Origin of the sequence: uncultured Sneathiella sp. (assembly GCF_963973085.1) — a bacterium.
Lineage (GTDB): Bacteria > Pseudomonadota > Alphaproteobacteria > Sneathiellales > Sneathiellaceae > Sneathiella.
Genome location: NZ_CAXAXA010000004.1, coordinates 134,459 through 150,643, shown reverse-complemented (window position 1 = coordinate 150,643; position 16,185 = coordinate 134,459). Strand labels below are relative to the sequence as shown.

Below are 16,185 nucleotides of genomic sequence, written 5' to 3'. Positions count from 1 at the left end.
CATAGAAGAACATCTTGATACAGGCATCAAAAATAAAGAAACCACTTGTGGAAAACCTGATCGCCAAGTTATCTAATATCCCTCTGAATTTGGGAAATAGAACTGTTGGTGCTGAAATGCGTGTCCTTTACGTGGGTAATTTCAACGAAAAGCATGATGGTGGAGCTTTTTACGACTCGAATAGAAAGCTTGCCAATGGTTTCATCCGCAATGGTCATCAGGTCTATCAATTCAGCGATCGGGATATTGCGCGGGCGTCTACCTGGTTTGGATCACGTAAATTTGGTGTTGCCCCCGCAAATATGCGGCTAATCAAAACGGCGAAGACCTACTGGCCCGATATGCTTTTTATCGGCCATGCGGATCCGATCTTCGCTCAGACGTTAAAAGAAATCCGCAAAGCAGTCCCGCATGTCAAGATTGCTGTCTATGATTTCGATCCTCTGTGGCAGGAGCAGACAGTTGCGCGCACCGCCAAGCACGCGATGCTTGCCGATGCAACCTTTATCACAACGGCGGGAGATGGACTGAAGCAGTTTGCGAGTAAGCGTAATGTCGCCAGTTTCTTTCCAAACTTGGTGGACTCCAGCATTGACACGGTTCGCGCCTTCGACAATCCGAACCCGGCCTATCGGCTCTTTTACGGCATGGGTAATGCCAAGGAAGGAAGCGAGAGGCGTCAGGTGGCAGAAAAGATACTTGATCGCTTTGGCAAGGAGACCATGGAAATACTAGGCATGCCGGGTAAGCCACCAGCTAGCGGCATTACCTATCAGCGGCGTATTGGCAATTCCCGCATGGGGCTTAATCTCAGTCGTGATGAAATTTTCCCGCTCTACAGTTCCGATCGCATGGCGCAATACACGGGTAACGGCTTGATGACCCTTATCCATCGACGGACGGGCTATGACCAGATTTATAAGGAAGATGAGCTGGTCTTTTATGATGACTTTGACCAGCTTCTCGAAAAGATCGCCTATTTCAATAAGCATGACGATGAGGCGCGGACTATTGCTCGCAATGGTTGGAAACGTACCCATGAGATTTTTAATGAACGCCTGGTTGCAAAATATATCACCGAAGTGACCTTCCGTCAGAATCTTAGTGAAGATTATCAGTGGCCGACGGAGTTACATCGGGCCTAGACGCCGGCTTTTTTTAAGCTCTGCAGGGAGCTTGCCGCGCAGCCAGTAAAAATACATACGAAAATCGCTGTAGAGTGACCAGAGAGGATAGGTGAAGGTTGCGGGCCGGTTCTTCTCAATGAAGAAATGCGCGATCCAGGCAGGGCCGTAACCGGAGACAAGGGCGAGCAGGATCAGCCAGGGTTGTTGAAAAATGATTGCGGCCAGTAAACTTGCGAGGGCAAGAGTGGTCCCAAGATAATGAAGCTGACGTCCGGTGGGCTCCGAGTGCTCCCGCAGATAATAGGGCCAGAACTCCTCATATGTTGCGATCTTGTCTGCCATTTATTGCGTCTCCAACTGCTTTTATGCCATAATCATAACAGAAAATCCTCAAGCTCATCCAGATTTGCTGCTGCCGCCCTCAAGGGTTGACGTTTACGTAAACGTCAACTATATTCTTCTCAGGATATTGATTGGGAACCAAATGAACGCCAGCACAAAAATTGACAAGGACGATCGGGTCCAGTTCTCCATTACGGAACTTGCCGAGGAGTTTGGTGTAACGTCCCGCACAATCCGTTTCTATGAGGACAAAGGACTCGTAAATCCGGAGCGGGATGGCACGACGCGTATTTATTCGAGAAAAGACCGGGGACGCCTGAAGATAATCCTGAGGGGACGCCGTCTCGGGTTCAGCCTTCAGGACATCAAGAAGATGCTGGATATGTACTCTCCAGAAGGCGAGTTGACGGGCCAGCTGACCTTCACGCTGCAAAAATGCGAAGAACAGCTGGAAAAGCTGATTGCGCAGCGCACGGACATCAATGAAGCCATTGCTGAACTTGAGGATGGAATTGCTCAACTTCGGGAGCATCTGGCGTCCGGTGACAGTGTCGCAGATGGCTGCAAGAAGACCATCGCTTAATTTTACCAGTTTGTATGTTTCGCAGACTCTTATTCGTCAAATTCTGACACTATATACAGATTAACGGAAAAAAAGACCGGAAACAGGCCGGTCCAGTTACACTCATCTGAAAGGAAATCGAGATAATGAAGAACGTCGTAATTGCCGGTTATGCACGCTCCCCCTTCACACTCGCAAACAAAGGGGAAATGATCAAAATTCGCCCCGATGAATTGGCAGGCCAGGTTATCCGGGGTCTCCTTGAGAAGACGGGTGTCAACAAGGAAGATATTGAAGATGTGATCATCGGCTGTGCCTTCCCGGAGGCCGAGCAGGGCCTGAATGTCGCCCGTATTGTCAGTTTCCTTGCCGGGCTTCCCCAGACAGCAGCAGCGGCAACGGTCAATCGTTTCTGCGGCTCTTCCATGCAGTCCATTCATATGGCAGCAGGCGCGATCCAAATGGGCGCAGGGGAAGTTTTTATTTGCGGCGGGATTGAGAGCATGACCCGCGTGCCCATGGGCGGTTTTAATCCGGCTCCGCATCCTGGGCTCTACAAATCCTACCCCGAAGCCTATGTCTCCATGGGGATTACGGCGGAAAATCTGGCAAAGAAATACAATATCTCCCGTCAGGAGCAAGAGGAAATGGCCGTTGAAAGCCACGCCCGCGCCTCGGCCGCCCGTGATGCCGGCAAGTTCAATGATGAGATTATTCCGATTGTCGATGGTAACACGCGCGTTGAACAGGACGGTTGTATTCGCCCTGAAACTACCATGGAAACGCTGGCGGGATTGAAACCGGCGTTTGACGAGAACGGCACTGTGACCGCGGCCACTTCTTCGCCGCTAACCGATGGGGCCTCAGCGACACTGGTTTGCTCAGAGGAATATGCGGATGCGAACGGGCTTAAGAAAATTGCCCGAATCAAGTCGATTGCGGTTGCCGGTTGCGCCCCGGAGTTCATGGGTATCGGTCCGGTCCCTGCGACAAAGAAAGCGCTGGAGCGCGCCGGTGTCACCCTTGATGACATTGATATCATTGAATTGAACGAGGCATTTGCCGCTCAGGCTCTCGCCGTTCTGAAAGAATCCGGTATGGACTTCAAAAAAACCAACCTGGATGGCGGTGCCATTGCTCTCGGTCATCCGATGGGCGCAACAGGCGCCCGGATCACCGGCAAGGTCGCTAGCCTGCTTCAGCGCGAAGGCAAGGCACTGGGTCTTGCAACACAATGTATCGGCGGCGGTCAGGGCATCGCGACGGTTCTGGAGGCTTGCTAATCATGGCTATTGAGAAAGTTGCCGTTGTTGGCGCAGGTGTCATGGGCGCAGCAATTGCCGCCCATGTTGCCAATGCAGGTATTCCGGTTGTACTGCTGGATATCGTCCCCAAAGATGCAAAGAACCGGAATATGCTGGCCGAAGGCGCGGTCGCAACCATGTTGAAAACCAAGCCCGCACCCTTCATGCATAAGAAGAATGCACGGCTGGTGACCACCGGGAATCTTGAAGACAATCTCGATCTCGTCGCCGATTGCGACTGGATATGCGAGGCGATTATCGAGAATACGGGCCTCAAACAGGATCTGTACAAGCGTCTTGATGACGTGCGCAAAGAAGGTTCCATTGTCACATCCAACACCTCCACCATTCCGCTGAAAACGCTGATGGAGGGGATGCCCGAAAGCCTGCAAAAGGACTTCGCCATCACCCATTTCTTCAATCCGCCGCGCTATATGCGGTTATTTGAACTGGTTGGCGGTGAGCATACTCGCAAAGAAGCGCTGGAAGAATTGCGGGAATTTGCGGATGTCTCGCTGGGCAAGGAAGTCGTCGATTGTTACGATACGCCGGGCTTTGTCGGCAATCGGATCGGCATTTACTGGTCGTCCGTTGCGACAAGTTCCGCCTATGATCTAGGCCTCACCGTGGAAGAAGCGGACGCGGTTTGCGGAAAGCCGATGGGCATTCCCTCTACCGGAATTTTCGGTCTTGGCGACCTGACCGGCATTGACCTGGGTCCGAAAGTCATTGCCTCCATGCTCTCCGAATTGCCTGCAAGCGATGCCTTCTCGAAGGAATATGATGAAAATCATCCAATGGTGAAAACCATCGCGACGATGATTGAGGAAGGCTATACCGGTCGCAAGGGCAAAGGCGGCTTCTACCGCATGAATAAAGAGGGCGGCAAGCGCGTCAAGGAAGCCCGCAATCTCAGGACCGGTGAATATGCCAAGGCCGAAAAGCCGCAACTCGGTTCTGTTAAAGCCGCAAAGAAGGGCCTTCGGGCGCTTGTCGAGGCTGAAGACAAGGGCGCGGAATATGCCTGGGTCATTCTCTCGAAGACAATCTCCTACGCCGCGTCATTAGTCGGAGAGATCGCGGACGACATCATCGCCATCGATACGGCCATGAAGACCGGCTATGCGTGGAAATATGGCCCGTTTGAGCAACTCGATCAGCTGGGCAACCAGTATTTCATCGATCGGCTGGAGGCTGAGGGTCAAGCGGTACCGGAATTCCTGAAAAAGGTTGGCGATCGTCCGCTTTACAAGGAAGAGGGCAAAGATGCCTACTATATGACGGTTGACGGCGAATATGCCGTTGTCCCGATCGCTGAGGGTGCCTGGATGCTGGCCGATATCAAGCGCGGCAATGAACCGGTCGCGTCGAACAAGGGCGCTAGCATATGGGATCTTGGCGATGGCGTTGCCTGCCTTGAAATCCATACCAAGATGAACTCCATCGATCAGGATGTGGTGGCCATGCTGCAGGAGGCTGGCAAGATTGACAAGAAAGGCTTCAAGGCGCTGGTCATTGGCAACGACTCGGATAATTTCTCCGTAGGCGCCAATGTAGGCCTCGCACTTTTTGCCGCCAATGCGGCGATGTGGCCGGTGATCGAAAATTCGATCTCCGAAGGTCAGAACGCGCTCATGAAGCTGAAATACGCGCCCTTCCCGGTCGTGGCCGCGCCTGCCGGCATGGCCCTCGGCGGGGGCTGCGAGATCGTTCTTGCCGCCGCTGCCGTTCAGGCCCATGCGGAGAGCTATATGGGTCTTGTGGAGGTCGGTGTCGGCGTAATTCCCGGCTTCGGTGGCTGCAAGGAATTGGTCATCCGGGCGATGATGAACAAGAAACGCCCGGGCGGTGCGATGCCTGCTCTTTCCGGTGTGTTTGAGGCTATTTCCACCGCCAAGGTTGCAACCAGCGCGGCCGAAGCCCGGGATATGATGATCCTGCGCGAAGGTGACCGGGTGACTATGAACCGCAAGCGCGTGCTCGCCGATGCGAAGAAACGTGCCCTTGAAATGGTGGACGGTTATGCGGCGCCGGAACCGTCGGAAGTCAATCTGCCTGGCGCCACGGCAGCTGCCGCCTTCGATATGGCGGTCTCCGGTTTTGTGACAATGGGCAGGGCTACCGCTTATGACGGTGTGGTCAGCGAACAGGTCGCGCGCGTTCTTACCGGGGGCGATACGGATATCACCCAGCCGGTCACGGAAAAGAAACTGCTTGAACTGGAACGCGAAGGGTTCATGACCCTCATCCACAACCATAAAACACTTGACCGGATCGAGCATATGCTCACTACCGGCAAGCCGCTCAGGAACTAGAAGGGAGTATCGAGATGCCAGTCTACAATGCACCGGTAAAAGACTTCAAATTTGTCCTCAACGACCTTCTCGGACTCGACAAGATGACCAATATGCCGGGGTTCGAAGATGCAACGCCGGATATGATTGACGCGATCCTTGAAGAGGGCGGCAAGCTGATGAGCGAGGTGATCCAACCGCTCAATCAGGTCGGCGACAAAGAGGGTTGCACCTGGAAGGACGGGGAAGTCACGACACCGACCGGTTTCAAGGAAGCCTATGATGAGTATCGCGGCGCCGGATGGATGGGCCTTGACGCCGATCCGGAATATGGCGGGCAGGGACTCCCCCATGTCATCGGCATTGCCTTCGCCGAGATGATGAGCGCGGCGAACATGGCGTTTGGCATGTATCCGGGCCTCACGCATGGCGCCTATGCGGCCATTCACAAGCACGGCACCGATGAGCAGAAACAGACATGGCTTCCGAAAATGGTCACCGGTGACTGGACCGGTACCATGAACCTGACCGAGCCGCAGTGTGGCACGGACCTCGGACTCATGCGCACCAAGGCGGTCCCTCAGGACGATGGCAGCTATAAAATCACGGGGACGAAGATTTTTATCTCCGCCGGTGAACATGACATGGCAGACAATATCGTTCATCTCGTGCTTGCCAAAATTCCGGGCGGACCGGAGGGGATCAAGGGCGTTTCGCTGTTTATTGTGCCGAAGTTCCTTCTAGACGAGAATGGTGATCCCAAGACCCGAAACGGGGTCGAGTGCGGTTCTATTGAGCATAAGATGGGTATCCACGGGAATTCCACCTGCGTCATGAACTATGATGACGCGACTGGCTGGCTGCTGGGGGATGCCCATAAGGGGATGCGCGCCATGTTCACCATGATGAATGCCGCCCGTCTCGGTGTCGGTATTCAGGGCCTTTCCCAAGCAGAGGTCGCCTATCAGAATGCGGTGATCTACGCAAAGGACAGGCTGCAGGGCCGTTCCATCTCCGGTGTCAAGGCGCCGGATAAACCGGCTGATCCAATCATTGTGCATCCGGATATCCGTCGGAACCTGCTGATGATCCGTGCCTTCACAGAAGGTGCGCGCGCCCTCGGTCTCTGGGCGGGGCTCCAGGTTGATATGGTGGAAAAACATCCCGATGAAGACGGTCGCCGTGCAGCGGATGAGGCGCTCTCGCTCCTAACCCCGGTGATCAAGGCCTATTTCACGGACATGGGCTTTGAACTCGCCGCGACGGCCATGCAATGCTATGGCGGCCATGGCTATATCCATGAATGGGGGATGGAGCAGTTCGTGCGCGATGCCCGCATCACCCAGATTTATGAAGGCGCGAACGGTATTCAGGCGCTTGATCTTGTGGGCCGTAAGTTGCCGCAGAACATGGGTCGCAACCTCCGTCAGTTCTTCCATCCGGTGGATGCCTTTATCCAGGAAAATATGATGGATCCGGAGCAGAAGGAATTCATCCTACCGCTTGCCAAGGCCTTCGCCAAACTGCAGCAGGGTACGGCGCTTCTCGGTGAAAAGGGTATGAAAAACCCGGATGAAGCCGGGGCGGCGTCAACCGAATATCTCCGGATGTTTGGCCTTGTGGCGCTAGGCTTCATGTGGGCGCAGATGGCGAAGATTGCGAAAGCGAAGCTCGCTGAGGGAACCGATGATCCCGAGTTTTATAAGACGAAACTGGTAACGGCGCGCTTCTTTTTCGAACGTATGATTCCGGATGTATCCTCCCTCCTTGTAAAGATGAGCGCCGGATCGAAAACCATGATGGAACTTGACGCAGAGGCGTTTTAGGAAAATGCGCGAATAAAAGGAAAGGTGGGCCTTGTCGCCCGCCGTTTTTTGTAGAGAAATACTCAGCAAAGGACTAAACTTGATATAAATTGACAAATTGTCAATTCCGGGAAAATCGCACAAATTATAAAAAACAAGGGTGGCGAAATGATTGAACGATCTATTTTTGAGGAAGAGCATAACATCTTTCGGCAGACGGTCCGCCGCTTCTACGAAGAACACATCATTCCCCATCACAGCCAGTGGGAAAAGGACGGGCAAGTTAGCCGCGATGCTTGGCTGGAAGCGGGCAAGCAGGGCCTTCTCTGCATGCCGATCCCGGAGGAATATGGCGGTGCGGGCGCCGACAAGCTCTACAGCATTATCATGATGGAAGAGCAGGCGCGCGCAGGGACCTCTGGGCCCGGGTTTGGCCTTCATTCTGAAATCGTCGGACCGTATATCCTGCATTACGGGACCGAGGAGCAGAAAAAGAAGTATCTGCCGAGAATGGCGCGCGGCGAAATCATTGGCGCCATTGCCATGACGGAGCCCGGCGCAGGTTCCGATCTGCAAGGGGTCAAAACGCGCGCCGTCAAGGATGGCGATGACTATATCATCAATGGCTCCAAGACCTTTATCACCAACGGCTATATGTCGGATCTGGTGATTGTCGTGACCAAGACGGACCCGACGGCGGGCGCCAAGGGAACCACGTTGTTTCTGGTCGAGGCCGGTACACCCGGGTTTGAAAAGGGGCGCAATCTTGAGAAACTCGGGTTGAAGGCGCAGGACACTGCGGAACTCTTCTTTGATGATGTACGCGTTCCGGTCAGCAACATGCTGGGCGGCGAGGGAAAGGGCTTTTTCTGCCTGATGCAGGAACTTGCCTGGGAGCGGCTGCAGATTGCCATCGGCGCAACGGCGACGATGGAAGCGGTGCTGGAAGAAACGATCGAATATACGAAAGACCGCAGCGCCTTCGGCAAGAATATCATCCAGTTTCAGAATACCCGCTTCAAGCTCGCGGAACAGAAAACGCAAGTACAGATTGCCCGTGTTTTTGTTGATAAATGCATCGAGGAACTGCTCAAGGGCACGCTCGACGTCGCCACTGCCGCCATGGCGAAATACTGGACCTCCGATCTGGAGAACAAGGTTATTGATGAATGCCTGCAACTCCATGGCGGGTATGGCTTCATGTGGGAATATCGTGTCGCCCGCTCCTATGCCGATGCGCGCGTTCAGCGGATATACGGCGGCACGAACGAGATCATGAAAGAACTTATCGCCAGAGAATTATAAGGGCTGATGAGCCTAGGTGAGGCAAGAGGCCGCTTTTCAAATCACGACTGGATCGACCACGGTATAATCTTGAGATGCTTCCACGTGAAGTAGGCAGAAAGTAGAGCTCCGACGGTTAGAGAAATTGCCGTTCCGACAGCAGCTCCGTTCAACTGCCAAAGTGGAATTAAAGCGACGTTCAGTGCAATATTCAGAATCGTGATAAAGATCATGATCGAGACAGCCAGGTTTTTCTTTCCCGTATATTCAAGCCAGAGAAGCGGCAGTAAAAAAAGCGTCTGGATGATATATCCGGCCATCAGTATTTGCAGCGCCAGGTCGGCTCTCGCATACTCCGCGCCGAAACTGACGAGAGCATCTTTGCCGAACAAAATGGTAGCGGCGGCAAGCGGCAAACAGAACATCAAAAGCCGGCGGTTCCCCTTCACCGTGAGTTCTAACATCCCAGCATTACCGTCTTTATAGGCTTGTTTCATGTACTGTGTGGTCGTACTGCTGACGGCAATCTTGATCACAAGAAGAATGGATGCGCCAAGGGAGCAAAGTCCAAACAATCCGACGTCCGCTTCATCGCCTAATATCTCCAGCATGAATATATCTGTACGTATAACCAACTGTTGCATTACGCCGGCCATCATGACGGGGATGGAAAAGCGCAGCCATTGCGGCCAGCTGGATTCGCAATCCTGCATTTTTTTGGGCCGGATATCCTGCCGGTGCAAAAGAAAGAACTGCGATGCAAAAATGGTGCACTGGACGATAAAAACAGCGGCGACGGCCACAAGAACTGTAATATGCCCTTCAAAGAAGCGGTAGGGGATCAGTATGGCGGCCAGTGCTAGCGGGAAAAGAACCCATTGGGTCATCAGGCCAGGCACCACTTTTCCATATATTTGCAGGATTTTGATATTGAGAAGTGATGCTCCGGCGAGCGGTAAACCCAAGATGGCAATCAGTAACGCATAGCTGCCGTAAATACCCATATCGACTTCGAAAGATTTCAGAATGGATTGCACGATAGTTAGTGCTACCACTGAGATTACGGCGATGCAGAGCGCTATAGATAAATAAAAGCGAATATATTGCCAAGTCAGGTCCGATCGATTTTGGGCTTGCCAGTCCGGAACGAAAAAGAGTGCGCCCCGCCCGCCGCCGAGAATAATCAGAATACTGCCGATTTCCCCAAAAGAGCGGATAACTTTAAAATCCCCGTAATCTGCAACGGTCATACTATGGGTCATCAGATAGGTGCAGAAAAACTGCAAAATTGTCCCGACAATAGTCGTTAGAATAACGACATTTATAGTGTCGAACTTACGACCGTATATGGAAAACGATTGTCCGCTCATTTTATAGTCAACAGTACTTTCACATATGAACCGGGCGGCAGACCCGAAATGTTATGAAAAACTGCGGCCAGGCGCAATAAAAAGCTTGCCTTTCAACCCCTACGGCCTCTATCCATCATTGCTACAAATGGTAGCCGGATAACGTTATTGTGACGATTTTCCGAATAAATTGAGGGCGATAGCGTTTCTCTGGCCTATTCAAGTTTTTGCGGATTATTCCTATCGTTCCTTTCTGCATCGGCCAGTCATATATGAAAAACGTCGTTTTCCATATATGACTTTTATAATACCGGGGGCTTATGATGGGAGTCCCCGGCTCGGTTACTGTTCAGTGAAGATGTTGATGAACCGCAGTGATATGCCGATGATCGGTGCCACAACAGCCTCCAACCACAGACAGGTTGGGCAGGTACTGCGAAAGATCTGCGTGCTGTTCGCCGAATTCGGTCGGGTTGCCATCATCAAGCTCTTCTGCTTCATCCAGTTCTGCATGGCTGAGCGCCGAAGCATTCGCCCTTAATCCGCCAATACGACTGCGCCAGCTACCGCCTGATCTCAAAACATCATCAAAATGCGTTGTATGGGCGCAATTGATCATGTAGTAGGCGGGGCTATTGCCGCTCGCGTCGTCCGTCTTGCGGATCGCTTCTTCCAGTGTTTCTCCGGTCGGAAGCCTGCCGTCCGTCTCCACAGTGAAAGAAATGACCGTCGGGATGTTGAATTCAGCTCCCAGCTGCGCGATGCCAATGGCCTCGTTGACATAGTTCATCGTAACGGCCGTGATCATGTCCGCCCCAGCTTCAACAAATGCTGTGACTTGTGGTCGGTGATAATCTGCGGCCTCCTCTGCGGACATGATGAGCGCCGGATTATAGCCGTCGCCGCGCGGTCCGATGGCGCCATTGATGACGCAGTTTGTCGCATCTGTCTCATGCGCGGCGCGGATATCATGCAGCATTTCAACGGACTCCCGGTTGACAGCATCGAGGGCTTCCGGACTGTAACCGAGAAGGTCGCCCCAATCCTGACTTGCGCGCCAAGTCGGTGTGTCGAGAATGATGCCAGCACCATTTTCCTTGGCGATACCAACATATTTAAGAAGATAGTTTTCGATCGCCTGTTTTCCCTCTACGGTCCGCATCAGATTGAAGGCGGCAAAATATGGCAGGTCAAAACCTTCCAGGAATAACAGGGTTGTCTCAAGACCACCGTCGGTCAGGAATATATTGCCCGCATTATGCGGGAGGTGATCTCTGTATTTAGCGTGTGTCATAATTTTCTCCCATCTGTTTGGATGGCAGGAAAGTATGTATTGATATAGAGAGAGACTAGTGGCCTTGTGGTGCAGCAGGAATTGCTAAAAAATACCTATTTTATTTCAATAAGTTGAAGTATTCCAATCACGCTTAAATAATGTTAGAATTAATGCCTTCCCCACCGTACTGTACCGGGGGTACAGTACCTCCGGTGCAAAAAAGCGAGACTGTTATGAGAAAAGGCGCGGAAACGAGAGAACGGCTGCTGACAATCGCTGAATCGGCAATTCTTGCGAAAGGTTTCGGGGCGACCTCAATTGAGGAACTGATCACCGAAGCAGAAATCACCAAGAGTGGTTTCTTCTATCATTTCAGGGATAAATCTGAACTCGCCCGGGCGCTCGTGCATCGCTATCTCGAAAAGGATGAGGTTATCCTTGACGATATATTCAGGCGCGCAAGAGAGTTGTATGATGATCCCTTACACGCGTTTCTGATTGGCCTGAAACTCTTCGCGGAGATGATGGCGGACCTGCCGGAGGGGCATCCGGGCTGCCTTGTCGCGACGATCTGCTATCAGGAACGACTGTTTGATCGGGACATTCATGAGATGACCCGAAGCGGCGCCCTTGCATGGCGGGAGAGGTTTGTCGCGATGTTGGAGGAAATTAGCGAGACATATCCGCCGAACGATGACGTTGATATGGAGGAAGTCGCTGATCTTATTTCCACGATCGTTGAAGGCGGTATTATTATGTCAAAGGCTTTGAAGGAGCCAGAAAAGCTCGCTGCTCAGGTGATGCTGCTGCGCTCTTACATCAAGCTGTTGTTCAGCCCCCGTATGGCCTGACATTTCAGGCTAAAGCTGGGCCGAAAGCCACTTTTCTTTAGGATAGTTCGTGAATTCGTCTGGAAGCGCGACGGATTTTCGCAAACTCATGTCGAAGTAACAGCCGACAACCGTTGTCGTTACAGCAATATTACCTGAATCCAGATCCACAAGGTTATGGCCAAAGCGGAATATTTTTCGTTCCGCCGATATAAGGCCACTTTTCAGGACTATAGGCGTCGACATCTTGATGGGCGCATGAAATTCCGTGTAATAATCAAGAGCAGCCGAACCAAGGTTGCGCCGCCTTATTTCCGCGCGGGTCAAGCCGATTGCGCCGATTATATGGGTCGCTGCGTCGGAAAAATATCCGACAATATGGCGCATCTCGATGTGATTGAAGTTGTCGCATTCCCAAGTATTGACGGAAGAGCGACTGCTTTCAAACATGTGATCCAGGGATGAGCAGGGCATTAGAGTGCCGGAAAACGGCGCGGGAAGATAGATATCCGGATGCTCGTCGCATAATGCCTCCGCTGTATCACGCAAGCTGGAGGGTAGGGGAAGTGCCTCGTTGCTGACAAAATCCGTATAGACGGCAGAGAACTCAAACACGGCAGAGAGCCTGTTGTAAGCCGTGTCATACAGATGAATGAAGCCGTGAAGGATATCCCCAACGACTTCGCGCATGCCGCACAGACCGTGCAGGATGGAGCCCGCGTGAACTTCTGCCTTGAATTGGATACGCAAAGACTTGAAACGTAGCCCCTTCTTGCTTTCGCGGATCACAGGGGGCGAGAGGCCAAGGGCATTCTGGAAATGGCCAAACGCTTCCGATCCGCGTGCCATATAGAATTGGACATTCATATGCCCCATCTGGTCGCATTCCCAGGAATTTACATTGCCGCGATAGCAGGCGGTCAATTTGCTCATGTCGCGGCCTCCTGCGAGATCATGAAATTTTCGATATTCGCGCGCATCTCCGACGTCAGGGGAACAGCCTTGCGGATTGAGACGTCCATATAGGCGGCAATCATTTCATTGACCATGACAACTTCATCCGTCACGCTGTTGATAAGTCTGTTGTGCAACGTCAGGGTTTTATTGGTCGTTTTCAGGACGCCTGTCTCCATATGGAGAATATCGCCCGCCGACAGTTCGCCGAGGAAGTCGATTTCCTGACGGACGGAGACGAGTGCTTTTTTACCACCTTTTATCTCTTCAGGCGGAATACCAATCATGTAGCTCATGCTCCAGATTGCGTGGCTGACCCGGGCCGCGTAGAACTGGATATTCATATGGCCAAGAAAGTTACATTCGCTCGCGAGCACCTGTCCGCGATAGGTCTCAGCATAACCACTCATGAAAGGGGAACTCCTGTCGTCACGATCTTTGTTGTTATTCTTGTTTCGTATCTCTTCTTAATAGCATTCGTTTCCCGTAACGGTCGACCATTTCTTGCGGGTGCTGGTTCAGCAACTCAAGCCGACCGCCGTTTTCCAGCATGAGAAGCCCCAGCAGGTAGGCGATAAAGTCAATTGTTTCCTCCTGCGCTATTGTTGCGGAAGAGTGACCGGATTGATGCAACCCGTTGGCCAGCAGGCCCATCAGGGCAAGAAGCCGACCATTCAATACAGTCCGGACATGATAAGGGATTTTTTGGGCTGTAGCGCCAAGATCAGGCAGGACAAACAGCAGAAGCTGCTTTTCTTGCGGATGATTCCGGAAATATTTCAGGAACAGGATGAAGGGAGCTTGAGCAGGCTCATTGATCGGCATCGTTGACAAAGCGCTTCGCAGCTGGCGAGTCAGATCATTGAGAACACCTGCCAGCAACTCGTACTGAATTTCCTCCTTCGTGCGAAAATAAGCATAAGCCGCGCCAAGCGAGTAGCCTGCTTCCTTCGCAATTTCCCGCATGTTAAGGCCGTCCATTCCTTGGCTGTCGAACAGCCTCTTTGCTGCACTCAGGATATGTCGGCGCTTGAAAGCCTTGAGGCTGTCTCCACGAGTCTTCTGTTTGTCCGATATAATCGCCATGATGCTCAAAAAAATATACGATACTCATATAAATGAACTATGTTCAATAGAATTTGTCAAATTGTATAAGAATCTTTTTTCTGTTTTTTCCGACGGAACGACAGCCGCAACGACGTTGAATGGTAGAGTCAAGAAAATGAAGGAGACTTACACTATGAAGCGTAAAATTATCATCGGATCCCTGATTGCGGCATTAACAGTGCCGGTGCTGGCAATCGCTGCCACGGACGGCGCAAAGAAATCTCATCATAAAGCTGGTATGTTTGAGCGACTGGATACCAATAAAGACGGCGAAATTACTTTTGAGGAGATGACAGCGAGATCAACTGAGCGCTTTAGCAAGCTCGACAAGGATGGCAATGGGACTATCAGTGTTGAGGAAATGACCGTTCGCAAGAAGGTATTTTTTGATAAGCTCGATACGGATAGTAGCGGATCCATCAGCATGGAAGAAGCCAAGGCTTTCCGCGACAAAAGGCACGAGAACCGGAAGGAGCGTCACAGCGCGCGTATGCTTGAATTGCTGGATGCTGATGGAAACGGGACTGTTTCCAGTGACGAATTTGAAGCAGCCTCAAGCAAACGATTTGAAGCCGCTGACACCAACGGCGACGGTGTGTTGTCTGCCGATGAGCTCCCGAACTTGCGGCCCGGGAAAGGCGATATGAAAAAAGGCTGATTGTTTAATCTGGCCGATTGGCTTCCTGACAGTAAGCGGGCCCGTTCCTTCTCCTGATTTTCAGAAGGGCGGGCCTTTTCCCATTGTATGTACGCTACGAATTAACCGCGGCGCTGTGTTGGCAGGATTTCCATGTATTTGCAGATAATACCAAGCATTACCTCATCCGCACCGCCGCCAATTGATGACAAACGGCCATCACGATAAAGCCGCGTGATCGGCGTTTCATTCATAAAACCCATTCCGCCGTAAAACTGAAGACAGGCGTCGGCAATTTCGCGGGTCAGCCGCCCCACTTTCAACTTCGCCATGGAGGCAAACATCGTGACATCCTCGCCAGCCACATAGTCTTCCACGGCCCGGTAGGTGAGGGAGCGGAGCTGCTCCACTTCCGTCAGGAGTTCTGCCAGACGGAAATGAATATACTGGTTGTCAATCAACGGCTTGCCGAATGCATGCCGTTCGCGTGTGTAGTCGATAACATCGGATATCGCCTTTTCCAGCGGCTTCAATCCGGCACCGGCCGCCCAAAGCCGTTCCTCCTGAAATTGCAGCATCTGATAGGTGAAGCCTTTTCCTTCTTCACCGATAAGATTTCGTTGCGGGACGCGAACATCCTCGAAGAAAAGCTGTGCAGTGTCAGAGGCGCGCATCCCGAGTTTGTCGAGTTTACGGGCAAGGGAGATGCCGGGGCTGTCCAAGGGGACGGCAATCAGGGACTTGCTCTCATGCATGGCGCCGTCACCGGTGTTGACCAGCATGACCATGAAGTCGGCCTGGGCTCCGTTGGTGATCCACATTTTCTGGCCATTGATGATATAGTCATCGCCGTCCTTGTGGGCATTACTTTTAATGGCGGCAACATCGGAACCGGCGCCAGGCTCGGAAACCCCGATACAGGCAACATAATCTCCGGTGATTGCGGGCTTCAGAAAATTCTCCCGCACATAGTCCGAGCCGAACCGGGCGAGGGCAGGAGTTGCCATATCAGTCTGTACGCCAATCGCCATGGGCACCGCGCCGCAATGAATTTGGCCCAGTGTTTCCGATACCGCCAGGCTAAAGGAATAATCAAGGCCCATCCCGCCGAATTCTTCCGGTTTACAGACACCGAGAAATCCCTGATTTCCCATTTTCTTGAACAACTCATGTGCAGGAAAGGCACCTTCAGCTTCCCACTCATCTACATGCGGGTTTATTTCCTGCTCGATAAATTTACCGAGGGAGCGCATCAGCTCCTGATGTTCCGGTCCGTAAATCATTCTTATTCCCTTCCGTAGAGCTTCAGGATAC

The 16,185-nt window shown here is 52.3% G+C and carries 15 protein-coding genes; 8 read left to right on the top strand and 7 right to left on the bottom strand.

What is annotated here, in order from left to right; all coding sequences use genetic code 11:
* Positions 1–47 precede the first annotated feature (47 nt).
* Positions 48–1,145, top strand: coding sequence for a glycosyltransferase (locus AACZ19_RS11410; protein WP_339634018.1), 1,098 nt, complete (start codon positions 48–50; stop codon positions 1,143–1,145).
* On the opposite strand, the gene AACZ19_RS11405 is transcribed toward AACZ19_RS11410, so the two are convergent.
* A complete protein-coding gene (locus tag AACZ19_RS11405; RefSeq protein WP_339634016.1) occupies positions 1,131–1,469 on the bottom strand; it encodes a DUF962 domain-containing protein in 339 nt (112 codons plus the stop codon). The genes AACZ19_RS11410 and AACZ19_RS11405 overlap by 15 nt on opposite strands.
* Positions 1,470–1,611: 142 nt before the next feature.
* Here AACZ19_RS11405 and AACZ19_RS11400 point away from each other — a divergent pair, with 142 nt between their 5' ends.
* The 5 genes from AACZ19_RS11400 (at position 1,612) to AACZ19_RS11380 (ending at position 8,739) form a co-directional block, all read left to right on the top strand.
* Positions 1,612–2,052, top strand: coding sequence for a MerR family DNA-binding transcriptional regulator (locus AACZ19_RS11400; protein WP_339634015.1), 441 nt, complete (start codon positions 1,612–1,614; stop codon positions 2,050–2,052).
* A gap of 125 nt (positions 2,053–2,177) precedes the next feature.
* Positions 2,178–3,314 carry a thiolase family protein gene (locus tag AACZ19_RS11395; protein ID WP_339634013.1) on the top strand — a complete coding sequence of 379 codons (1,137 nt, stop codon included), beginning with the start codon at positions 2,178–2,180 and terminating at the stop codon, positions 3,312–3,314.
* A gap of 2 nt (positions 3,315–3,316) precedes the next feature.
* Positions 3,317–5,650 (top strand): 3-hydroxyacyl-CoA dehydrogenase/enoyl-CoA hydratase family protein, encoded by a 2,334-nt coding sequence (locus tag AACZ19_RS11390; RefSeq protein ID WP_339634012.1) that lies wholly within the window; start codon positions 3,317–3,319, stop codon positions 5,648–5,650.
* A gap of 14 nt (positions 5,651–5,664) precedes the next feature.
* Positions 5,665–7,455 carry an acyl-CoA dehydrogenase C-terminal domain-containing protein gene (locus tag AACZ19_RS11385; RefSeq protein WP_339634010.1) on the top strand — a complete coding sequence of 597 codons (1,791 nt, stop codon included), beginning with the start codon at positions 5,665–5,667 and terminating at the stop codon, positions 7,453–7,455.
* Between the two features lie 147 nt (positions 7,456–7,602).
* Complete coding sequence (locus AACZ19_RS11380) at positions 7,603–8,739, top strand: acyl-CoA dehydrogenase family protein (RefSeq protein WP_339634008.1); 1,137 nt, start codon at positions 7,603–7,605, stop codon at positions 8,737–8,739.
* A gap of 41 nt (positions 8,740–8,780) precedes the next feature.
* Here AACZ19_RS11380 and AACZ19_RS11375 read toward each other — a convergent pair whose 3' ends face one another.
* Complete coding sequence (locus tag AACZ19_RS11375; protein ID WP_339634007.1) at positions 8,781–9,968, bottom strand: polysaccharide biosynthesis C-terminal domain-containing protein; 1,188 nt, start codon at positions 9,966–9,968, stop codon at positions 8,781–8,783.
* 448 nt (positions 9,969–10,416) lie between these two features.
* Positions 10,417–11,361 (bottom strand): homocysteine S-methyltransferase family protein, encoded by a 945-nt coding sequence (locus AACZ19_RS11370; protein WP_339634006.1) that lies wholly within the window; start codon positions 11,359–11,361, stop codon positions 10,417–10,419.
* Between the two features lie 215 nt (positions 11,362–11,576).
* On the opposite strand from AACZ19_RS11370, the gene AACZ19_RS11365 reads away from it, so the two are divergent.
* Positions 11,577–12,194 carry a TetR/AcrR family transcriptional regulator gene (locus AACZ19_RS11365; protein ID WP_339634005.1) on the top strand — a complete coding sequence of 206 codons (618 nt, stop codon included), beginning with the start codon at positions 11,577–11,579 and terminating at the stop codon, positions 12,192–12,194.
* Between the two features lie 9 nt (positions 12,195–12,203).
* On the opposite strand, the gene AACZ19_RS11360 is transcribed toward AACZ19_RS11365, so the two are convergent.
* Genes AACZ19_RS11360 through AACZ19_RS11350 form a run of 3 tightly spaced genes read right to left on the bottom strand, consistent with a single transcriptional unit; the run spans position 12,204 to position 14,213 of the window.
* Positions 12,204–13,106 (bottom strand): thioesterase family protein, encoded by a 903-nt coding sequence (locus AACZ19_RS11360; RefSeq protein WP_339634004.1) that lies wholly within the window; start codon positions 13,104–13,106, stop codon positions 12,204–12,206.
* Complete coding sequence (locus AACZ19_RS11355) at positions 13,103–13,537, bottom strand: thioesterase family protein (RefSeq protein WP_339634002.1); 435 nt, start codon at positions 13,535–13,537, stop codon at positions 13,103–13,105. Before AACZ19_RS11355 ends, AACZ19_RS11360 begins: the two co-directional genes overlap by 4 nt.
* 34 nt (positions 13,538–13,571) lie before the next feature.
* Positions 13,572–14,213 carry a helix-turn-helix domain-containing protein gene (locus tag AACZ19_RS11350; protein WP_339634000.1) on the bottom strand — a complete coding sequence of 214 codons (642 nt, stop codon included), beginning with the start codon at positions 14,211–14,213 and terminating at the stop codon, positions 13,572–13,574.
* On the opposite strand from AACZ19_RS11350, the gene AACZ19_RS11345 reads away from it, so the two are divergent.
* Positions 14,194–14,892 carry an EF-hand domain-containing protein gene (locus AACZ19_RS11345; RefSeq protein WP_339633998.1) on the top strand — a complete coding sequence of 233 codons (699 nt, stop codon included), beginning with the start codon at positions 14,194–14,196 and terminating at the stop codon, positions 14,890–14,892. The genes AACZ19_RS11350 and AACZ19_RS11345 overlap by 20 nt on opposite strands.
* 101 nt (positions 14,893–14,993) lie before the next feature.
* Here AACZ19_RS11345 and AACZ19_RS11340 read toward each other — a convergent pair whose 3' ends face one another.
* Complete coding sequence (locus AACZ19_RS11340; RefSeq protein ID WP_339633996.1) at positions 14,994–16,154, bottom strand: acyl-CoA dehydrogenase family protein; 1,161 nt, start codon at positions 16,152–16,154, stop codon at positions 14,994–14,996.
* Positions 16,155–16,185 lie beyond the last annotated feature (31 nt).